Origin of the sequence: Pseudomonas rhodesiae (genome assembly GCF_007858255.1) — a bacterium.
GTDB classification, from domain to species: Bacteria; Pseudomonadota; Gammaproteobacteria; order Pseudomonadales; family Pseudomonadaceae; genus Aquipseudomonas; species Aquipseudomonas rhodesiae.
On record NZ_VFEU01000002.1, the window covers coordinates 214,468 to 233,930 of the forward strand.

Sequence of the window (19,463 nt, forward strand, 5' to 3'; positions counted from 1 at the left end):
CGAAAGTAGATTAAAAAGTAGTCGATTCTAGCGCTTTAACATCGCGCGTATATCCGCCAAGGCGGTGTTGCCGCGCACGGCCTTCACCTCGGTCGGGGTGTCGTCATTGCCTTCCCAGGCCAGATCGTCCGGCGGTAACTCGTCGAGAAACCGGCTGGGGGCACAATCGATGATTTCGCCGTATTGCTTACGCTTGGCGGCGAAGGTGAAGGCCAGGGTCTGACGCGCGCGGGTAATGCCCACGTAGGCCAGGCGCCGTTCTTCCTCGATAGTGTCGGCTTCGATGCTGGAGCGGTGCGGGAGGATTTCCTCTTCCATGCCCATGATGAACACGTAGGGGAATTCCAGGCCCTTGGAGGCATGCAAGGTCATCATCTGTACACCTTCGGCGCCGTCTTCTTCTTCCTGCTGGCGTTCGAGCATATCGCGCAGTACCAGCTTGCCGATGGCGTCTTCGACGGTCATCTCGCCGTCTTCGTCTTTTTCCAGGGTGTTCTTCAGTGCTTCGATCAGGAACCAGACGTTGCCCATGCGGTAATCCGCGGCCTTGTCGCTGGAGCTGTTGGTGCGCAACCAGTTTTCATAGTCGATATCCATGACCATGCTGCGCAGGGCGCTGATCGGGTCTTCGCCGGCACATTGCTCGCGCACTTTGTCCATAAAACGCTTGAAGCGCGACAGCCGATCGGTGAAGCGCGTGTCCAAATGTTCGCCCAGGCCGATTTCGTCGGTGGCGGCGTACATCGAGATCTTGCGCTCGGTGGCGTAGTTGCCGAGTTTTTCCAGGGTGGTGGAGCCGATTTCCCGACGCGGCACGTTGATCACGCGCAGGAAGGCGTTGTCGTCGTCTGGATTCACGATCAGACGGAAATAAGCCATCAGGTCTTTGACTTCCTGACGTCCGAAAAAGCTGTTACCGCCTGACAGACGATACGGCACCTGGTGGTGCTGCAATTTCAGCTCGATCAGCTTGGCCTGGTAGTTGCCCCGGTACAGGATCGCGAAATCGCTGTAAGGCCGGTCAGTGCGCAGGTGCAAGCTGAGGATCTCGACGGCCACGCGCTCGGCTTCGGCGTCTTCGTTGCGGCAGCGGATCACGCGGATCTCGTCGCCATGGCCCATCTCGCTCCACAGTTGCTTCTCGAACTCGTGGGGGTTGTTGGAGATCAGCACGTTGGCGCAACGCAGGATACGGCTGGTGGAGCGGTAGTTCTGCTCCAGCATCACCACCTTCAAGGAAGGGTAGTCCTCCTTGAGCAGCATCAGGTTTTCCGGGCGGGCACCGCGCCAGGCGTAGATCGACTGGTCATCGTCGCCCACCACGGTGAACTGGTTGCGCGTTCCGATCAGCAGCTTTACCAGCAGGTATTGGCTGGCGTTGGTGTCCTGGTATTCATCCACCAGCAGGTAGCGCACCTTGTTCTGCCATTTTTCCAGGATGTCTTTGTGTTCCTGGAACAGCTTGACCGGCAGCAGGATAAGGTCGTCGAAGTCCACCGCGTTGAACGCCTTGAGCGTGCGCTGGTAGTGGGTGTAGACGATGGCGGCGGTCTGCTCCTTAGGGTTGCGCGCGTTTTCCAGGGCTTCGGCGGGCAGGATCAGGTCGTTTTTCCAGGCGCCGATCATGTTCTTGATCTCATCGACGCCGTCGTCGCCCGCGTATTCCTTTTGCATGATGTCGGTCATCAGGGCTTTGACGTCGGTCTCGTCAAAGATCGAAAAGCCTGGTTTGTAGCCCAGCCGCACATGCTCCTTGCGGATGATGTTCAGCCCCAGGTTGTGGAAGGTACACACGGTGAGGCCACGGCCCTCGCCACCCTTGAGCAGGGTGCCGACGCGCTCTTTCATTTCTCGCGCGGCCTTGTTGGTAAAGGTCATGGCGACAATGTACTGAGCGCGGATGCCACAGTTCTGGATCAGGTGCGCGATCTTGCGGGTGATCACGCTGGTCTTGCCGGAGCCTGCGCCGGCGAGCACCAATAGAGGGCCGCCGACGTAGTTCACGGCTTCTTGCTGCCGGGGGTTGAGTCGGGACATACGGATTTTTTGGGGTCGTTGGTCAAAAGGGCGGGCATTTTAACAGGCTGGCAAGATTCTGCTGCTCTGGATCGACGGTGTGACGTACCACTCGATCTAAATTTGCCGGTTTTGCTACTTTGCCGCAGGATGTCGGGGCTTCTTGTGGTTGAAGCACTGACAAATGATTACAGCTGGCGTGTTTGATAACTCTTATCATTGGTGATTATCAGGCCGCACGTCATAATGCCCGCCGCCAATGAAATTTTGCAGAGTCTAGGGAGCTAGCTTGTCTACGCCTGTCGAACCCTTGCGTTTGCTGCTTCTGGCCGATACGCCTGAGTGGGCGGCGTTGTTGCGCGAGTGCCTGGCGCCGATGGGCGATGGGGCTGTGCTGATCAGCGCGCCAAATTGGGATTCCGTGAGTCGTCTGTTCGATGACGACCAGAGCGCGGTGCTGTTGACCACACCGGCCCTGCAACCTGCCCCCGGCCGTTGCAGCTTGCCCTGTGTGCTGCTGCTGGAGCAGGAACCGCTGGTTTCGCCCCTTGGCGTCAGCGATTGGCTGGTGCGTGATGCAATAGCTGTCGACACGCTACGCCGCTGCCTGCGGCATGTGCGCGAGCGCGGTGTACTGGAGACGACCCTGCAACGCCTGGCCGAGCAGGACCCGCTCACCGGCATCGCCAACCGCCAGGGCTTCCAGACCTTGCTGGCTGCGAGGCTGGCCGAGAACGACGGTCGCGGCCTGGCCCTCGGCCATCTGGACCTGGACAATTTCCGCCATGCCAACGATGCCCTCGGCCACCAGGCTGGCGATCGCCTGATTCTGCAGGTAGTGTCGCGCCTCAAGAGCCAGCTCGAAATCGGCGACCAGCTCGCCCGCCTGGGCAGCGACGAATTCGCCCTGCTGATCGACACCCGCCGTGCGCCGCAGCGTGCTGAATGGATGGCCGAACGCATCATCGAAGCCATGGCCGAACCCTACTGGGTGGATGGCGAAAGCCTGCTGATCGGCTGCAGCCTGGGCGTGGCCCATGCCCGCGCTCGCGCCGGCGCCGACCCGCTGATGTGGCACGCCCATATCGCTATGCAGCAAGCTAAAAGCACCCAGGGTTGCACCTTTCATATCTTCAACGAACGCATCAATCGCAACGCCCGCAGTCTGGCCGATCTGGAGAGCGAACTGCGTCGTGCCCTACGGCGCGATGAGCTGGAGCTGCATTACCAGCCGCGCCTGGACCTGGATGACGGCCATATCGTCGGTCTCGAAGCACTGGTGCGCTGGCGCCACGGCGAGCGCGGCCTGCTCCCGCCCAGCGAGTTCGTGCCCCTGGCCGAGCAAAGCGGCTTGATCGTGCCGCTGGGCTATTGGGTGATCTCCCGTGCCCTGCGCGACATGCAGGATTTGCGCGAACGCGGCCTGCCGCCGCTGCACATGGCGGTCAACCTGTCGTTCCGTCAGTTTCAGGACAGCCAATTGCTCTCTACCCTAAGCCGCCTGATTGCTGAGCGTGGGGTGGAGGCGCAATGGTTGGAGTTCGAACTGACCGAAACCGCTGTGATGCGCCGCAGTGACTTGGTCAAACAAACCATGGATGCCCTTGGTCGCCTGGGCGTGCGGTTTTCCCTGGATGACTTTGGTACCGGTTTCTCATCGTTCGTGCACCTCAACAGCCTGCCGATTGCCCTGCTGAAAATCGATAAGAGCTTCGTTGGCGGCATGGAGGAGCGCGAAGAGAACCGCAAATTGGTGCACGCCATGATCAACCTGGCTCACAACCTCAACCTGGAAGTGGTGGCCGAAGGCGTCGAAACCCCAGAGCAATTGGCGCTGTTGCGTTTGTTCGGTTGCGACCAGGCCCAGGGTTATCTGATCAGCAAGCCGTTGCCATTGCCTGAGCTGGTGGATTACCTGACTATCGGCGATGGCCGGCAAGCCATGCCGACCGCGGCCAACTAGCGCGGCGAAGCGACGCAATAGGCTTCTAGTCCGTTTGCGCAGTCTGAAACGCTACTGGGGCCGCAGGTTCCTGGTGAATCATGCGTTTGATCTTCGCTTCAAACGCCCAGGTCAGGCTCACTGCCGCGCAGGCCAGCCCCAGTGCCAATCCCCACCATACACCGGTGGGGCCCCAACCCAGGGTGAACGCCATCAACCAGGCCGACGGCGCACCGATCAGCCAGTAGCAACCCAAACCGACCAGGAAGGTGGTTTTGGCGTCCTTGAGCCCACGAATGCAGCCCATGGCGATGGTTTGCACGCCATCGAACAGTTCGAACCAGGCCGCCACGGCCAACAGGCTGACGGCCAGGACGATGACGTCATGGAACGCCGGGTCGTTATGGTCGAGGAACAGTCCGATCAGCGGGTCGGAATACAGCCACAACACGGCGGCAAACCCCAACATCACCAAGGCGCCGAAACCTATTCCGACGCGTCCTGCCAGACGGGCCCGCAGCAACTGCCCGGCGCCGTAGTGCTGGCCGATGCGCATGGTCACTGCGTAGGACATCCCCGCCGGCACCATGAACGCCACCGAGACGATCTGCAGAGCGATCTGATGCGCAGCCAGTTGCGTACTGCCCATGGTGCCCATGCACAGCGCCGCGAAGGCAAACAGCCCGACTTCCACCGCATAGGTGCCGCCAATCGGCAGCCCCAGCCGCCACAGTTCGCGCAGATAGTGGGTGTTGAGGCGCAGCAGGCCGCTGCTCAGCGGGTAGGCGGCATACGCACGATTGCTGCGGATGTACCACATCAACGTCAGCGCCATGCCATTGGCGACGATCGCCGTGACCAGGCCAATGCCCATCAGGCCCAGTTTCGGCAGGCCGAACATACCTTCGATCAGTGCGTGGTTGAGCAGGTAGTTAAGCACCGTACCGCCGAGGCTGATCACCATCACCGGCGTGGCTTTACCGATGGCGCTGGTGAAGCCGCGCAAGGCCATGAAGCTCAGGTAGCCAGGCAGAGCGAACGGCAGGATCGTCAGGAATTGCCCCGCCGACTGCACGTTGGTTTCGGTCTGGCCGAACAGCAGTAACACCGGCTTGAGGTTCCATAGCAGCAGGCCGGCCGCCAGGGCCATCAACCAAGCGAGCCACAGCCCTGCCTGGGTCAGACGCGTGGCGCCTTCGATGTCGCCCGCCCCATGACGGATGGCCACCAGCGTACCCACGGCGGCGATCACGCCGATGCAGAAGATCGACACGAACGAATAGCTCGCCGCGCCCAGGCCGCCGCCGGCCAAGGCTTCGGGACTCAGGCGCGCCATCATCAATGTGTCGGTCAGCACCATGAGCATGTGGGCCAACTGCGAGGCGATCAGCGGCCCGGAAAGCCGCAGGATGGCCCAGAGTTCGGTACGTGCCGGATGCTGCATAATCATCACGCTCTGAAAGTCATAGAATTGGGGGAGGGTTGATTCTCGGCGCTCTCAGCCCATTGCACAAAGGGATAAATGCGATCGTTTGCATGATTAAAACTCATGCTCCTATCGAGTCTGGTAGGGTTCTCGTATTGAGTTGTCGGAGCTTTCCCAATGTCTCGTCGTCTTCCACCGCTTTATGCCCTGCGCGCCTTTGAGGCCGCTTCCCGGCACAACTCTTTCACTCGCGCCGCCGAAGAACTGTCCATCACCCAAAGTGCGGTGAGCCGGCATATCCGCACCCTCGAAGAGCATTTCGCCTGTCGCCTGTTCCAGCGTAGCGGTCGCCACCTGCAACTTACCGAGGCCGCACGGCTGCTGTTGCCCGGCGTGCGCGAGGGGTTCGCCGCGTTGGAGCGGGCCTGCCATACCCTCAATAGCGAGGACGACATCCTGCGCATGAAGGCCCCCTCCACCCTGACCATGCGTTGGCTGCTGGCGCGGCTCAGTCGTTTTCGGCATTTGCAGCCGGGCAATGAGGTGCAACTGACCAGCGCGTGGATGAGCGTTGACGAAGTGGACTTCAACCAAGAGCCGTTCGACTGTGCCGTCCTACTCAGCAATGGCCATTTCCCCACGGATTGGGAGGCGTGTCGCCTGTTCCCCGAGATGCTGATTCCCGTCGGCGCCCCCAACCTGCTCGACGACGGCCCCTGGGACGCGGCGCGACTGGCCACGGCCGAGTTGCTGCACCCGACGCCGGATCGGCGCGATTGGCGCTACTGGCTGGAGCGCATGGGGCTGTCGTCCCAAGTGTCGCTCAAGGGTGGGCAAGTCTTCGATACCCTGGAACTAGGCATGATCGCGGCGGCGCGGGGGTACGGCGTGTCCATGGGCGACCTGCTGATGGTGGCCGAAGACGTGGCGCAGGGGAGGCTGAGCCTGCCATGGCCCAGCGCTGTGGCCAGTGGCGAGCACTATTATCTGGTCTGGCCGAAAACCCGTCCGGGTGGCGAGCGCCTGCGACGCCTCGCGGATTTCCTGCAGAGCGAAGTGCAAGCGATGGTGTTGCCTGCGGTGGAACGCTTCGATTGAAGTGCTTATAACGCTGGTGCGCAACCGTTTGCGCGATACCCCTGCGATTCGCTCAAGTATTGCAATCACCCGCCGAAGTAGGTGTGTTGGAACCATCGTGCACCAACGTTTGCCCACTTAGATAATTTGCCGAGCAGCGCTATGAGATCAGGATGATCCTGGCCTCGGCCAGGAGCTCTCATGTCTCAACCTCGTGCCCGGATTGCCTCCCAACTCGGTATGGCCCTTGCCGTGATCCTGGCTGTCGCCATTGGCGGCAGTACTGTTTTTGCCCTGCGTTCCCTGGATGCCGCCAACCTTGACACCCGCGAGGAACATTTGGCCAGCGAGGCGCGGCTGCTCGCCGACCAGCTGAATACGTTCCATAGCACGCTGCGTGAAAGCACTCAGCGCCTGACGGGGCTGTTCGAGAAGCGCTTCAGCCCCGGCTTGAGCGTGCGCGCGGACCAGCCCATCGCGGTCGCCGGTGTGCAGACCCCGAGCCTGTATCTGGGCAGCGAGGTGCTGAACAACAACTTCACCGAAGTGGATGTGTTCAAGCAGATGTCCGGCGGCGTAGCCACGGTGTTCGTGCGCAGTGGCGACGACTTTATCCGGGTCAGCACCTCCCTGACCAAGCAGGACGGCAGCCGCGCCATTGGTACTGTGCTGGACCGCCAGAGCCCGGCGTATGCGCGGGTGTTCAGCGGGCAGGCCTATATTGGTCGGGCGGTGTTGTTCGATCGCTCCTACATGACTCAGTACAGCCCTGTGCGTGACGCCAGCGGCAAAGTTATCGCGGTGCTGTTTATCGGTTTTGACTACACCGATGCGCAGAACGCCCAGTTCGAGAACCTCAAACGCTTCCGCATCGGCCAGACCGGTTCGCTGGCCTTGCTGGATGAACAGAAACATTGGCTGGTGTCGCCGGCGGGTGTGCAGGCCCCGGAGCAAGCGGTGCCGGTGATGCTGGATCTGGCCAAAACCCCAGGCAAGGGGCGTTTCTGGAGCGATAAGAGCGAAGACTTCTACAGCGTATCGGTGCCGTTCGACGGCGGCCCGTGGGCAGTGGTCGCCAGCATGCCAAAGGCGGAAATTCGCGCGGTCACCTGGGCCGTCGGCCTGCGTCTGGTGATCGGCAGTGTGTTGGCGATGTTGCTGGCGGTGGGTGCGACGGTCTGGTTGTTGCGCAGCAAACTGGCGCCGTTGGGTGACTTGGTGCGTCAGGCCGAAGCCCTGGGCGCTGGGGATTTGAGTGCTCGCCTGAACGTCTCCAGCCATGACGAGATCGGCCAACTGGCGCGGGCCTTCAACCAGATGGGTGAAGCGCTGTCGACCATGGTGTCGCATATCCGCAAGGCGGCCGAAGAGGTTAACGGTCGTGCTCAGGCGCTGTCCGGGTTGTCCGGGGGCGCCTATGAGGGCATGGAGCAGCAGTCCGGCGAAATCACCAGCATGGCCGGCGCGGTGGAAGAGTTCAGCGCCACATCGCTGAACATCGCCGACAACATGGGCAACACCGAACGTCTGGCTCAAGAGAACGCCCAACAGACCCGGATCGGACGCAACTCGATGCAGGAAGCCTCGTCGTCCCTGGAGCATATCGCCACGGCACTGAACAGCACCGCAACGGTGATCAACACATTGGGTCAGCGTTCCCAGGAGATCGGCGGCATCGTCGGTGTGATCACCGCCATTGCCGAACAGACCAACCTGCTGGCGCTCAACGCCGCCATTGAGGCTGCGCGGGCCGGTGAGCAAGGCCGTGGTTTCGCTGTAGTGGCGGACGAAGTGCGCAATCTGGCCTCGCGTACACGTGAAGCTACCGATGAAATATCCGGGATGATCCAAAGCATTCAGAAAGAAACCGGCAATGCCATCAGCACCATGGAGCAAGGCAAGGTGCTGATGCAGGAAGGCTTGTCGCGCAACGCCGACGTGGCGTCGGCCCTGGCGCGCATCGACGAACAAAGCCGCTCGGCCGGTCAGCAGTTTGCTGCGATTACCACGGCTACCCAGGAACAGAGCAGCACCGCGACTTTGCTCAGCAGCAACCTGCAGAGCATTGCGCTGGCCAACAGCGAGCAGCGCGAAGTCGTCTCGAACCTGGCGATCACCGCCAAGGAGTTGGAGACACTGGCGTCGGGCTTGCGGCATGAGGTGGATCGCTTCCGCTGAAGCGCTGTTGACCAGGGGGGAGGCTCACGTTATAGCCGCCGGGCGGTATTGCAGCGCCTCCTTCAGATGCTCGCGAGTGATCGTAGCCTCCTGCTCCAGATCGGCTAACGTGCGGGCCACCTTGAGTAAGCGGTGAGCCGCGCGCAAGGAGAGTGTCAGCCGCTCGCAGGCACTCTCCAGCCAGCTCTCGTCGGCCTTCGCCAGCCTGCAATGCTCGCGCAACCCCGGCAGGTCCAGAAACGCATTGGCACAGCCCTGGCGTTTTTCCTGCTGCTCCCGCGCGTTGGCAACCTGTGCGGCCGCCGTTGCTGTGTTATCCCCGGCTGCCAGTGCCGGGTTCAGCACCGTGGTTTCCCGTGCAACCGTCAGGTGCAAGTCGATCCGGTCCAGCAACGGCCCGGACAGTTTGTTGCGATAGCGCTGGATCTGCTCCGGCGTACAGCGACAGCGCCCGGTGGTGTCACCCAGATAACCGCAGGGGCAGGGGTTCATTGCGGCCACTAGTTGGAAACGCGCCGGGAACCTTACGCGGTCGCGCGCGCGGGAAATCACGATATGCCCTGACTCCAGCGGCTCGCGCAGTACCTCCAGCACCTTGCGATCGAATTCCGGTAATTCATCCAGAAACAGCACACCGTGATGGGCCAGGGTGATTTCCCCCGGCTGGGGTTTCGAGCCACCGCCCACCAAGGCCGGCCCGGACGCGGAGTGATGGGGCTGGCGAAACGGCCGATGGGGCCAATGGCTCAGAGGTGCCAGGCTGACCACCGACTGTATGGCCGCGACTTCCAGGGCTTCGTGTTCGGTCAAAGGCGGCAGCAGACCGGGCAGGCGGCTGGCGAGCAAGGTTTTGCCGGTGCCGGGCGGGCCGCTGAACAGCAGGTTATGCGCGCCGGCTGCAGCAAGCAGCAAAGCACGCTTGGCCGCCAATTGGCCCTGCACTTCACTCAGGTCCGGATAGGGCTTGTTCAAATACAGCAAGCCATCGGACTTGTATGGCTCTATCGGCACCTGGCCGTTCAAGTGCGCCACCACCTGTAGCAAGTGATCCACTGCAATCACCTTCAAGCCCGATGCCAAGCAGGCTTCTTCGGCGTTCGCACGCGGCACTATCACCGTGCGTCCCGCCTTGCGCGCAGCCAGTGCTGCCGGCAGTACACCTTTCACCGCGCGTACCTCGCCGGACAGGGCCAGTTCGCCCAGGCACTCCACGTCATCGAGCATCAGCGCCGGCACTTGCACGCTCGCCGCCAGGATGCCCAAGGCAATCGCCAAGTCAAAACGCCCGCCGTCCTTGGGCAGGTCAGCGGGCGCGAGATTGAGGGTGATACGACGGGCAGGGTATTGCAGCGCGGAGTTGAGAATGGCGCTGCGCACGCGGTCTTTGCTTTCCTTGACTGCGGTTTCGGGCAGCCCCACCAGCGTCAGGGACGGCAGGCCGTTGGCCATATGCACTTCGACGGTGACGGCGGGCGCTTCGACGCCGATCTGGGCGCGGCTGTGGACGATGGCGAGGGACATGCTCGTTCCTTGAAAAGTGAGGGCCGCTTCCTGCGGTTTTTCAAGGGTAGACGAGGTGGGTAAGAGCGGGGCGGGGAGGTTTTACTGAACGTATCTTGGGTAGGGGGAGCGTGAGCCTGTTCGCGAAGATCTGCGCGAACAGGCTCGTCTCAACAAAGGTATGGGCTATTTCTGATCAGGCGTCAGCCGCGCTTCCAACTCCGCCACCTTCGCCTCCAGGCTCTCCAACCGCGCACGCGTGCGGGCCAGCACGACCATCTGGCTGTCGAATTCTTCACGGCTGACCAGGTCGAGCTTGCTGAAACCGCTTTGCAGCAAGGCCTTGAACTGGCTTTCGATTTCATTGCGGGGCAACGGAGTTTCTCCGCTGAACAGGCGAGAGGCGTGGCCGCTCAGGGCGTCGAGGAAATCTTTGGGCGCGAGCATGGGAAATATTCCGGAAAAACTGTTGGCGGGCAGTGTATCACGCGCCGTCTATAGTCTTTTTCACGGCCTTGGGCGCACGCTTTTCGCGCAGAGGGGCGGCGGGCCACGCACCGTTTTCGTGCGCATTACGCTCACCAAAACGAACCGAAGGTGGACATAAGTGGGCAAAGGATTGATTTCAGTGGTTTTTACGGAGCTGGCAAGGTTTCTGCTTAGACGATCATGACCCATGCACTGATGCAGTCGCTGTGACGAATGCAGTGCGCCGATGGATCAGGGGTACAGGTTTGTCACCAGTGGTTAGCTGGCGTCGCAACGGCATAGCCGAGGCGACGACGCGTTACAAAGCCAGGCACTGCGCTTAGACTTGAGACGGGTTTGTTTTCCTGGGGCAAGTCCACCAATTCGGGAGAGAGTTTTCATGAAGCTAGTCACTGCCATCATCAAGCCGTTCAAGTTGGACGATGTACGCGAGTCGTTGTCCGAGATCGGCGTGCAGGGCATTACCGTTACTGAGGTCAAAGGCTTCGGTCGGCAGAAGGGTCACACCGAGCTGTATCGCGGCGCGGAATACGTAGTGGATTTCCTGCCGAAGGTGAAGATTGATGTCGCCATTGACGACAAGGATCTTGACCGGGTTATCGAGGCGATAACCAAGGCCGCCAACACCGGCAAGATCGGTGACGGCAAGATCTTCGTGGTCAATCTGGAACAGGCTATTCGCATCCGTACCGGCGAAACCGATACCGACGCAATCTAAGCCGCCAAACCCCAACGCCCCAGGAGAAAACAATATGACTCTGCGTAAATTCGCAGGGCTCGGAGCCCTGTTGTCCATCGTAATGCCAAGCCTGGCCATGGCGGCAGACGAAGTGGCTGCTCCAGTCCTCAACTCCGGCGACACCGCGTGGATGCTGACATCCACTGCGCTGGTGCTGTTCATGACCATCCCTGGCCTGGCGCTGTTCTACGGCGGCATGGTTCGCTCCAAAAATATTCTGTCGGTGATGATGCAGTGCTTTGCCATCACGGGCCTGATCAGCATCCTGTGGGTTATCTACGGTTACAGCATCGCGTTCGATACCACTGGTATGGAACAGGGCGTGGTCAACTTCAATTCCTTCTTCGGCGGCATGGGCAAGGCGTTCCTGGCGGGTGTCACCCCGGCCAGCATCACCGGGCCGGCGGCGTTGTTCCCCGAAGCGGTGTTCATCACCTTCCAGATGACCTTCGCGATCATCACCCCGGCACTCATCGTCGGCGCCTTTGCCGAGCGCATGAAGTTCTCCGCCATGCTGATCTTCATGGCCATCTGGTTCACTCTGGTCTACGCACCGATCGCACACATGGTGTGGAGCGGCAACGGCGGCCTGTTGTGGGACTGGGGCGTGCTGGACTTCGCCGGCGGCACCGTGGTGCACATCAACGCCGGTGTCGCGGGCCTGGTGGCGTGCATCGTGCTTGGCAAGCGTAAAGGCTACCCGACCACGCCGATGGCGCCGCACAACCTGGGTTACACCCTGATCGGCGCGGCCATGTTGTGGATCGGCTGGTTTGGTTTCAACGCCGGTTCCGCGGCGGCCGCCAACGGCACCGCCGGCATGGCGATGCTGGTGACTCAGATCGCCACCGCTGCTGCGGCGCTGGGCTGGATGTTCGCCGAGTGGATTACTCACGGTAAGCCAAGCGCACTGGGCATTGCTTCGGGTGTGGTCGCAGGCCTGGTTGCCGTTACGCCAGCTGCCGGCACCGTAGGCCCGATGGGCGCCCTGGTGATTGGCCTGGTGGCCGGTGTGATCTGCTTCTTCTGCGCCACCAGCCTCAAGCGCAAGCTGGGCTATGACGACTCCCTGGACGCCTTCGGTGTGCACGGTATCGGCGGTATCGTCGGTGCGATCCTCACCGGTGTGTTCGCAGCCCCTGCGTTGGGCGGCTTCGGCACCGTGACGGACGTAGCGGCACAGGTCTGGATCCAGTGCAAAGGTGTGGGCTTCACCGTGATCTACACGGCGATCGTCACCTACGTCATCCTCAAGGTGCTGGACATGGTCATGGGCCTGCGTGTCACCGAAGAGGAAGAGGCGGTTGGCCTCGATCTGGCGCAACACAACGAGCGCGGCTACAACTTGTAAGTACGCGAAAAAAAGATGCCCGGCTTGCCGGGCATTTTTTTGTCTGGCGTTTGTCAGTCATAGGGCGCCAGGCCATTTTTGTGCAGTGATTGTGATGGGGCGCACACGGCATTTTTCAGCGTGCGAATGTCTTACAGGCATGTAGGCGTATTCGACACTTTGTTTTTTCCCAGAGCGCGCTAGAATGCGCGCCGATGGGCGGAGAACTGTATGTGGCAACAGACCCTGATTACCCTGCGGGCCAGGCCCCGGGGCTTTCACTTGGTGACCGACGAGTTGCTTGCCGGCTTGCCTGAATTGAAGGCATGTCGTGTAGGACTGTTGCACCTGTGGCTGCAGCACACTTCGGCCTCGTTGACTATCAACGAGAACGCCGACCCGGCGGTTCGCCGTGACTTCGAACGTTTTTTCAACTCGCTGGTACCACAAGGTCGTGCAGGGTTCGAACACAACGACGAAGGTCCGGACGATCTGCCGGCGCACTTCAAGGCCAGTCTCCTGGGGTGCCAGCTGAGTTTGCCGGTGAAGGCCGGCCGCTTGGCGATGGGGACATGGCAAGGTGTTTATCTGGGCGAGCACCGTGATCATGGCGGTGCTCGTAAAGTCCTCGCCACTTTGCACGGTGATGGGGCATAAGCCACTGGTTGGCCGGTGGACGTTGATTTTTTTCCAGCCGCCTCGACAGAGGATCAAGCTGGGCTATAACTAATCTGCTTTTCGCAAGTCATGAGGTAGAACATGAGCGACGATGATCTGGAAAACGACGAACTTGAAGTAGGTGACGACGACGAGGCTGATGATAGTCTCGACGCGGCAGCTGTTGACGACGACGTTACTGGCGAGGCCGATGACAGTGTTGGCGATGACGCAGCTCCTAAAGCCAAAGGCAAAGCCAAGGCCGCGGTTTCGGTCGATGAGTTGCCAAGCGTTGAAGCCAAGAACAAAGAGCGTGATGCCCTGGCCCGTGCGATGGAAGAGTTCCTCGCTAAAGGCGGCAAAGTGGTCGAAGTCGAGCCCAACGTGGTAGCCGATCCGCCCAAGAAGCCGGATAACAAGTACGGCAGCCGACCTATCTGAGGTCAGCCACCCGCTTGTAAGAAAAAGCCCGCCGTCGCTGCGGGCTTTTTCATGCCTGATGTTTTTAGTCTTATGCGATTCAAATGTGGGATGAGGTTTACCCCCGATAGCAGGGGATCAGTCCCTAAATTGCTGGCTGACCTATCGTAATCGGGGGCAAGTCCTCTCCCACCGCTGGATCTACAAGGTTATTGCCAGCTGCGGAGCAGTTCCGGCAACTCCGTCAGGCTGCGAATCTGCGCATCCGGGCGCTTATCCGCCTCCCAATCCTTGCCCGTCGGGTTGAACCACACTGCACGCAGCCCCGCCTGCTGTGCGCCGGCAATGTCGTCCCCTGGATGATCACCCACATGCACTGCCGCGTCGGCATTCACGCCGCCACGCTGCAAGGCTTCCTGAAACAACCGTGCATCCGGTTTGGCAATGCCGACATCCTCGGCCCGCAGGGCGAAGTGAAAGTAGTCCGCCAGGCCGACCCGCTGTACGTCAGCGTTACCGTTGGTGATGACCCCCAGCAGGTATTGGCGACGTAGCGCCTGCAGCATGGGTTCGGCCTCGGGGAAGACCGTCAGTTGATGGCGGGCATGGATGAACGCCTCAAAGCACACATCCGCCATTTCGGTGGCCTCGGGCTGTGGATAACCAGCCTCTTCGAATGCGTGCGTCAGTACCCGATGGCGCAACAGGCTGATGCGGTGCTTGAGTTCCGGGTGACGTTCCAGCACCTGTTGGCGCAATCTGGCGAAATGCTCCAGAGGCAGGTCGCCGACTTTGGACGCGTGGGTCGCCAGCCATTCGCGCATCGACGCTTCGGCGCTGATGATGACCGGTACGTTGTCCCAGAGCGTGTCGTCCAGGTCGAAAGTGATCAGCTTGATAGTCATGAGTCGCCGCCCTTGATGCGTTTGGCCCTTGGATGGGCGCTGTCGTACACCGTTGCCAGGTGTTGAAAATCCAGGTGGGTGTAGATCTGTGTGGTCTTGATATCGGAGTGCCCGAGCAGTTCCTGTACGGCGCGCAGGTCTTGGGACGATTCCAGCAGATGACTGGCAAAGGAGTGCCGCAGCATATGCGGGTGCAGGTTTTGCCCCAATTCGCGCTCGCCCGCGGCCTTGACCCGGACCTGAATCGCCCGTGGCCCGAGGCGACGGCCCTTCTGGCTGATGAAGACGGCATCGTCCGCCGGGTTGGCCAACGCCCGCAGCGCCAACCAATGCTGCAACGCTTCGCGGGCCTTGCTGCCCACGGGCAGTACGCGGGTCTTGCTGCCTTTACCGAGCACTTGCACCAAGCCGTCCGCCAGGTCCAGTTGGTCGAGATTCAAGCTGGTCAGCTCCGACAAGCGCAGGCCTGAGGAATAGAACAGCTCAAGGATTGCCTGGTCGCGGTGGGCGAGGAAGTCATCCTCTACTGCGCCTTCCAGCAATTGCAGGGCGCGATCGGTATCCAAGGTCTTGGGCAGGCGCCGTTCGCCCTTGGGTGGTGACAGGCCATTGGCCGGGTCGTGGTCGCACAGGCCTTCGCGATTGAGGTAGTGATAAAGCCCGCGCACCGCCGACAGTAGACGAGACAGGCTGCGCGAGGATTGCCCCTGCTGATGCAGGCGTGCGATCAAACTGCGCAGGCTTTGGATATCCAGCGCTTTCCAACTGGCGATCTGCTGCTTTTCGCAGTAGGCCAGAACCTTGTTCAAGTCCCGCCGGTAGGCTTCCAGCGTGTGGGGCGACACCTGGCGCTCGTTGCGCAGGTGCGCGCAGTAAGCGTCCAGTTGCCGTTCCATAACTAGCGCACCGCGCGCAGGGAAGTGGTGAAGCGCGGCAGGACGCGGCCGAGCACTTCGGCGATATAGGTCAGGAACAGTGTGCCCACCGAGCTTTTGTAGTGCGCAGGGTCGCGGCTGCCAATAGCCAATACGCCATGCAAGCCTTGATGGCTGAGGGCGACCACGGCGGTGGAGCCGATCTGTTTGCGCTGTTCGGCGCCGAACAGGAAGTCCAGTTCATGTTCGCGCAAGGTGCCGCTGACGGTCTTGCCTTCGCACAGCAGCCCGCCGATAGCGGTTTGAGCTTCGCTGCCACTGACCCAGCGGCCCACCGGCATCGGGTTGTCGCTGAACAGAATGAGGCTGACAAAAGGCACCTGGAAGTCCTGGCGCAGGCTGTCTTCCACGGCCATCACCGTTTCTTCCAGGCTGGTGGCGTCCAGCAGGGTCAGTATCAGGCGGCGGGTTTTGTCGAACAGGCGATCGTTGTCGCGGGCCACGTCCATCAGGTGCGAGAGCCGATGGCGCATTTCGATATTGCGCTCGCGCAGGATCTTCATTTGTCGTTCCACCAACGACACGGTATCGCCGCGCTGGTGGGGGATGCGCAAGGCCGGCAGCAGTTCGTCATGTTCGACGAAGAAATCCGGATGAGCCTCAAGGTACGCCGCGACGGCAGCGGCCTCCAGAGTTTCGCTCGGGGATGCTTGTGCGGGTACTTGAGGCTTATCGGTCATTGGATTGGCTCACTCATAGACGGACCTGTCCTTCGTATACGCGCGTGGCCGGCCCGGTCATCATCACCGGGTGGCCCGGGCCCGCCCATTCGATGGACAAGCGCCCACCGGGCAGGTCGATCAGCAGCGGCGAATCCATCCACCCCTGGCTGATCGCGGCGACGGCAGCGGCGCAGGCGCCGGTGCCGCAGGCCTGGGTTTCGCCGGCGCCCCGTTCCCACACGCGCAATTGCGCGCGGTGACGGTCGATCACCTGCAAAAAGCCCACATTGACCCGCGCCGGAAAGCGCGGGTGGTTTTCGATTTTCGGCCCCAGTTCATGCACCGGGGCGTTATTGATATCGGTGACGCGCAGCACGGCGTGGGGGTTGCCCATGGACACGGCCGCCAGGTCGACCACTTTGCCGTCGACCTCTACGGCATAACTGGTCGCCTGCTCGCTGGCCTGGAACGGAATATCCGCCGGCACCAGACGTGGCGCGCCCATGTTGACGCTGATCTGGCCGTCGTTGCGGATATCCAGCTCGATCACGCCGCTCTTGGTCTCGACGCGAATCTGGCGTTTGGCGGTCAGGCGTTTGTCCAGCACGAAGCGCGCAAAGCAGCGCGCACCGTTGCCGCACTGTTCCACTTCGGAACCGTCGGAGTTGAAGATCCGGTAACGGAAATCCACCTCCGGGTTAGTGGGCGCCTCAACGATCAGTAACTGGTCGAAGCCGACGCCGGTATGCCGGTCGCCCCACTGTTTGGCGTGCTTGGGCAGGATATGCGCGTGCTGGCTGACCAGGTCGAGAACCATGAAATCATTGCCCAGCCCGTGCATCTTGGTAAAACGCAGCAGCATGGCTTACTCCGGCAGCAGGCTTTCGCCAGCATACAACTCGGCTACCGTCTCGCGGCGACGCACTTCAAACGCTTGATCACCGTCCACCAGCACCTCGGCGGTACGGCCGCGGGTGTTGTAGTTGGAACTCATGACAAACCCGTAGGCACCGGCCGAATGCACGGCCAGCAGATCGCCTTCTTCCAGGGCGAGCTGACGATCCTTGGCCAGGAAGTCACCGGTCTCGCAGATCGGGCCGACGATGTCATAGGCGCGCGCTTCACTGTTGCGAGGCGTTACGGCGGTGACATTCATCCAGGCCTGGTACAGCGCCGGGCGGATCAGATCGTTCATCGCCGCGTCGACGATGGCGAAATCCTTATGCTCGGTGTGCTTGAGGTACTCGACCTGGGTCAGCAGTACGCCCGCGTTAGCGACGATATAGCGGCCCGGTTCGAACATCAGCGCCAGATCGCGGCCCTCGATGCGCTCGCGCACGGCCTGGATGTAATCGGCAATCAGCGGCGGCTCTTCATCGCGATAACGCACGCCGACGCCACCGCCCAGATCGATGTGGCGCAGGTAAATGCCACAGTCGCCCAGGCGGTCGATCAGTGCCAGCAGGCGGTCGAGCGCATCCAGGAACGGTGGCAGCGTGGTCAATTGCGAGCCGATATGGCAATCGACACCCAGCACTTCCAGGTTCGGCAGTTGGGCGGCGCGGATGTACACGTCCTCGGCGTCGGCAATCGCGATGCCGAACTTGTTCTCTTTGAGACCGGTGGAAATGTACGGGTGGGTGCCAGCATCGACATCCGGGTTGACGCGCAGGGAGATCGGCGCACGAACACCCATCTCGGCGGCCACGACCTGGAGGCGCTCCAGCTCTTCGCTGGACTCGACGTTAAAGCAATGCACGCCGACTTCCAGGGCGCGGCGCATATCTTCGCGGCTCTTGCCGACGCCGGAGAACACGATTTTGTCGGCCTGGCCGCCGGCGGCCAAAACACGTTCCAGCTCGCCACGGGACACAATGTCGAAACCGGCGCCCAGGCGCGCCAGGACATTGAGCACACCCAGGTTCGAGTTGGCCTTGACCGCGTAGCACACCAGGTGCGGCACGCCATTCAACGAATCGGTAAACGAGCGGTATTGCGCTTCGATGTGCGCACGGGAGTACACGTACGTCGGGGTGCCAAAGCGTTCGGCAATCGCGGACAGCGCCACGCCTTCCGCGAACAGCTCGCCGTCCCGGTAGTTAAAAGCGTCCATGGGGTTCCCTTATTCGAAGGTGTCGTGCTTATGCGCTTTTGCTGGCTTTTGCGACGATTGCGCCTGTTCGTTCGGGTCTTTGCTGTCATCGGGCAGGTACAGTGGGCCTTTTTGACCACAGGCACTAACGAGGCAAGCGACCGCGACGAGCGCAGCAAGGGAAGAGATCAGGCGCTTCATGGCGAAATCCTTGAATATGCATTAATTGCGCCCGAGTATACCCACCACCCGCCAGCTTGCCTATGCGCTGGAATACCCGTCCGGCGGGGGTTTGCCGTCTTAAGCGCGAAGCAGACTACGCTGGCTTGGGATATTTCATACCGAGATCGGTAATGAAATCGGTATCCTTTGCAATCGGCGAAGCTCGCCCGTATCGTGCGGCGCTTGAGCAAAACCAGACACTTTCGAGGTTGCCACAATGAGTTTGACCGAAGCCCGTTTTCACGACTTGGTGGATGCGACCCAGCAGGCGCTGGAGGATATTTTTGATGACAGCGGCCTGGACGTGGACTTGGAAAACTCGGCAGGCGTGCTGACGGTCAAGTTCGAGAACGGCACCCAGTTGATCTTCAGTCGCCAGGAGCCGCTGCGTCAGCTATGGCTGGCAGCACGTTCGGGTGGTTTTCACTTTGATTACAACGAAGAAGACAGCAATTGGCAGTGCGATACCAGCGATGAGCTGTTGAGTGAAATGCTCGCGCGCCTCACCCTGGAACAAGCCGGCGTCGAGCTGGAATTCGACGAGATCTGACCGTGACCCAGCCTGCACCCGTACGCCCGCCCAAGCCGCTGTTCAGCAATGTCAGCCCGGCGGTGCCGTCACCTTGTATCAGTTTGTGTCGTCTGGATGAGCACAAAGTCTGCCTTGGCTGCTTCCGGCATGTCGAAGACATTCGCGAATGGCGCTCCGCCGACGATGATCGGCGTCGGGTGATCCGCGCCGAAGCCGAGCAGCGCAGGGCCCGCGCCTGAGGCCGTCTTGTTTATTTGTGACGCTGTGTTAGTGTCCGGCTACGCCTCAACTCATCGAGGCCCGTGAGAACCCCGCCTTTTTCTGGCGGGGTTTTGCTTTTT

General features: G+C 61.1%; 19 protein-coding genes and 1 pseudogene. 10 read left to right on the forward strand and 10 right to left on the reverse strand.

Annotation, left to right across the window (positions count from 1 at the left end):
- Positions 1-27: 27 nt before the first annotated feature.
- Positions 28-2,037 carry a DNA helicase Rep gene (gene rep / locus FIV35_RS03225; RefSeq protein WP_034101459.1) on the reverse strand — a complete coding sequence of 670 codons (2,010 nt, stop codon included), beginning with the start codon at positions 2,035-2,037 and terminating at the stop codon, positions 28-30.
- Positions 2,038-2,305: 268 nt separating this feature from the next.
- Here rep and FIV35_RS03230 point away from each other — a divergent pair, with 268 nt between their 5' ends.
- Positions 2,306-3,979: a putative bifunctional diguanylate cyclase/phosphodiesterase gene (locus tag FIV35_RS03230; protein ID WP_034139808.1), complete on the forward strand. Its 1,674-nt coding sequence runs from the start codon at positions 2,306-2,308 to the stop codon at positions 3,977-3,979.
- Between the two features lie 25 nt (positions 3,980-4,004).
- Here FIV35_RS03230 and FIV35_RS03235 read toward each other — a convergent pair whose 3' ends face one another.
- Positions 4,005-5,408, reverse strand: a complete 1,404-nt coding sequence (locus tag FIV35_RS03235) for a NorM family multidrug efflux MATE transporter (protein WP_034139807.1) — start codon at positions 5,406-5,408, stop codon at positions 4,005-4,007.
- A 153-nt stretch (positions 5,409-5,561) separates the two neighbouring features.
- On the opposite strand from FIV35_RS03235, the gene FIV35_RS03240 reads away from it, so the two are divergent.
- The 3 genes and pseudogenes from FIV35_RS03240 (at position 5,562) to FIV35_RS30230 (ending at position 8,639) form a co-directional block, all read left to right on the forward strand.
- Positions 5,562-6,482, forward strand: coding sequence for a LysR substrate-binding domain-containing protein (locus FIV35_RS03240; RefSeq protein WP_034101456.1), 921 nt, complete (start codon positions 5,562-5,564; stop codon positions 6,480-6,482).
- A gap of 219 nt (positions 6,483-6,701) precedes the next feature.
- Positions 6,702-7,736, forward strand: a pseudogene (locus FIV35_RS30225) (Cache 3/Cache 2 fusion domain-containing protein); the annotation flags it as partial.
- Between the two features lie 180 nt (positions 7,737-7,916).
- A complete protein-coding gene (locus FIV35_RS30230) occupies positions 7,917-8,639 on the forward strand; it encodes a methyl-accepting chemotaxis protein (protein ID WP_373874164.1) in 723 nt (240 codons plus the stop codon).
- Positions 8,640-8,663: 24 nt separating this feature from the next.
- On the opposite strand, the gene FIV35_RS03250 is transcribed toward FIV35_RS30230, so the two are convergent.
- Together FIV35_RS03250 and FIV35_RS03255 are read right to left on the reverse strand one after the other, a co-directional pair.
- Positions 8,664-10,160: a YifB family Mg chelatase-like AAA ATPase gene (locus FIV35_RS03250; protein WP_083377930.1), complete on the reverse strand. Its 1,497-nt coding sequence runs from the start codon at positions 10,158-10,160 to the stop codon at positions 8,664-8,666.
- Between the two features lie 165 nt (positions 10,161-10,325).
- Entirely contained in the window at positions 10,326-10,586 is a 261-nt protein-coding gene (locus FIV35_RS03255; RefSeq protein WP_034101453.1) for an accessory factor UbiK family protein, read from the reverse strand.
- A 421-nt stretch (positions 10,587-11,007) separates the two neighbouring features.
- Between FIV35_RS03255 and glnK the strand changes: the two genes are divergently transcribed.
- From glnK to sutA, 4 genes are all read left to right on the forward strand, one after another.
- Positions 11,008-11,346, forward strand: coding sequence for a P-II family nitrogen regulator (gene glnK / locus FIV35_RS03260; RefSeq protein ID WP_002555808.1), 339 nt, complete (start codon positions 11,008-11,010; stop codon positions 11,344-11,346).
- Between the two features lie 34 nt (positions 11,347-11,380).
- On the forward strand, positions 11,381-12,718 hold the full coding sequence (locus FIV35_RS03265; protein WP_034101452.1) for an ammonium transporter: 1,338 nt from the start codon (positions 11,381-11,383) through the stop codon (positions 12,716-12,718).
- A 210-nt stretch (positions 12,719-12,928) separates the two neighbouring features.
- On the forward strand, positions 12,929-13,354 hold the full coding sequence (locus FIV35_RS03270; protein WP_034101451.1) for a secondary thiamine-phosphate synthase enzyme YjbQ: 426 nt from the start codon (positions 12,929-12,931) through the stop codon (positions 13,352-13,354).
- Positions 13,355-13,456: 102 nt separating this feature from the next.
- On the forward strand, positions 13,457-13,795 hold the full coding sequence (gene sutA, locus FIV35_RS03275; protein WP_034101450.1) for a transcriptional regulator SutA: 339 nt from the start codon (positions 13,457-13,459) through the stop codon (positions 13,793-13,795).
- Positions 13,796-13,983: 188 nt separating this feature from the next.
- On the opposite strand, the gene FIV35_RS03280 is transcribed toward sutA, so the two are convergent.
- From FIV35_RS03280 to lptM, 6 genes are read right to left on the reverse strand one after another with little or no spacing between them, the layout of a single operon-like run.
- On the reverse strand, positions 13,984-14,679 hold the full coding sequence (locus FIV35_RS03280) for an HAD family hydrolase (RefSeq protein WP_034139783.1): 696 nt from the start codon (positions 14,677-14,679) through the stop codon (positions 13,984-13,986).
- Positions 14,676-15,575 carry a tyrosine recombinase XerC gene (xerC, locus tag FIV35_RS03285; protein ID WP_034139782.1) on the reverse strand — a complete coding sequence of 300 codons (900 nt, stop codon included), beginning with the start codon at positions 15,573-15,575 and terminating at the stop codon, positions 14,676-14,678. Before xerC ends, FIV35_RS03280 begins: the two co-directional genes overlap by 4 nt.
- Before the next feature lie 2 nt (positions 15,576-15,577).
- Positions 15,578-16,294, reverse strand: coding sequence for a DUF484 family protein (locus FIV35_RS03290; RefSeq protein ID WP_034101447.1), 717 nt, complete (start codon positions 16,292-16,294; stop codon positions 15,578-15,580).
- Between the two features lie 13 nt (positions 16,295-16,307).
- The gene (gene dapF / locus FIV35_RS03295; RefSeq protein ID WP_034139781.1) at positions 16,308-17,138 is read right to left on the reverse strand and encodes a diaminopimelate epimerase; all 831 of its coding nucleotides are present in this window, start codon (positions 17,136-17,138) and stop codon (positions 16,308-16,310) included.
- A 3-nt stretch (positions 17,139-17,141) separates the two neighbouring features.
- On the reverse strand, positions 17,142-18,389 hold the full coding sequence (lysA, locus tag FIV35_RS03300; RefSeq protein ID WP_034101445.1) for a diaminopimelate decarboxylase: 1,248 nt from the start codon (positions 18,387-18,389) through the stop codon (positions 17,142-17,144).
- 9 nt (positions 18,390-18,398) lie between these two features.
- Positions 18,399-18,569, reverse strand: a complete 171-nt coding sequence (gene lptM / locus FIV35_RS03305; protein WP_034101444.1) for an LPS translocon maturation chaperone LptM — start codon at positions 18,567-18,569, stop codon at positions 18,399-18,401.
- A 238-nt stretch (positions 18,570-18,807) separates the two neighbouring features.
- On the opposite strand from lptM, the gene cyaY reads away from it, so the two are divergent.
- Together cyaY and FIV35_RS03315 are read left to right on the forward strand one after the other, a co-directional pair.
- Positions 18,808-19,140: an iron donor protein CyaY gene (gene cyaY, locus FIV35_RS03310; protein ID WP_034139780.1), complete on the forward strand. Its 333-nt coding sequence runs from the start codon at positions 18,808-18,810 to the stop codon at positions 19,138-19,140.
- A 2-nt stretch (positions 19,141-19,142) separates the two neighbouring features.
- Entirely contained in the window at positions 19,143-19,361 is a 219-nt protein-coding gene (locus FIV35_RS03315) for a DUF1289 domain-containing protein (protein WP_034101442.1), read from the forward strand.
- The last annotated feature ends 102 nt before the right edge of the window (positions 19,362-19,463 follow it).

What these genes read in the sequence shown, in the direction of transcription:
- sutA (WP_034101450.1), top strand. Translation starts at nt 13,457, where the DNA reads ATGAGCGACGATGATCTGGAAAACGACGAACTTGAAGTAGGTGACGAC.
- lptM (WP_034101444.1), bottom strand. Translation starts at nt 18,569, where the DNA reads ATGAAGCGCCTGATCTCTTCCCTTGCTGCGCTCGTCGCGGTCGCTTGC.
- dapF (WP_034139781.1), bottom strand. Translation starts at nt 17,138, where the DNA reads ATGCTGCTGCGTTTTACCAAGATGCACGGGCTGGGCAATGATTTCATG.
- FIV35_RS03240 (WP_034101456.1), top strand. Translation starts at nt 5,562, where the DNA reads ATGTCTCGTCGTCTTCCACCGCTTTATGCCCTGCGCGCCTTTGAGGCC.
- FIV35_RS03290 (WP_034101447.1), bottom strand. Translation starts at nt 16,294, where the DNA reads ATGACCGATAAGCCTCAAGTACCCGCACAAGCATCCCCGAGCGAAACT.
- glnK (WP_002555808.1), top strand. Translation starts at nt 11,008, where the DNA reads ATGAAGCTAGTCACTGCCATCATCAAGCCGTTCAAGTTGGACGATGTA.
- FIV35_RS03250 (WP_083377930.1), bottom strand. Translation starts at nt 10,160, where the DNA reads ATGTCCCTCGCCATCGTCCACAGCCGCGCCCAGATCGGCGTCGAAGCG.
- FIV35_RS03280 (WP_034139783.1), bottom strand. Translation starts at nt 14,679, where the DNA reads ATGACTATCAAGCTGATCACTTTCGACCTGGACGACACGCTCTGGGAC.
- FIV35_RS03265 (WP_034101452.1), top strand. Translation starts at nt 11,381, where the DNA reads ATGACTCTGCGTAAATTCGCAGGGCTCGGAGCCCTGTTGTCCATCGTA.
- FIV35_RS03235 (WP_034139807.1), bottom strand. Translation starts at nt 5,408, where the DNA reads ATGATTATGCAGCATCCGGCACGTACCGAACTCTGGGCCATCCTGCGG.
- xerC (WP_034139782.1), bottom strand. Translation starts at nt 15,575, where the DNA reads ATGGAACGGCAACTGGACGCTTACTGCGCGCACCTGCGCAACGAGCGC.
- rep (WP_034101459.1), bottom strand. Translation starts at nt 2,037, where the DNA reads ATGTCCCGACTCAACCCCCGGCAGCAAGAAGCCGTGAACTACGTCGGC.
- FIV35_RS03255 (WP_034101453.1), bottom strand. Translation starts at nt 10,586, where the DNA reads ATGCTCGCGCCCAAAGATTTCCTCGACGCCCTGAGCGGCCACGCCTCT.
- lysA (WP_034101445.1), bottom strand. Translation starts at nt 18,389, where the DNA reads ATGGACGCTTTTAACTACCGGGACGGCGAGCTGTTCGCGGAAGGCGTG.
- cyaY (WP_034139780.1), top strand. Translation starts at nt 18,808, where the DNA reads ATGAGTTTGACCGAAGCCCGTTTTCACGACTTGGTGGATGCGACCCAG.
- FIV35_RS03270 (WP_034101451.1), top strand. Translation starts at nt 12,929, where the DNA reads ATGTGGCAACAGACCCTGATTACCCTGCGGGCCAGGCCCCGGGGCTTT.
- FIV35_RS30230 (WP_373874164.1), top strand. Translation starts at nt 7,917, where the DNA reads ATGGCCGGCGCGGTGGAAGAGTTCAGCGCCACATCGCTGAACATCGCC.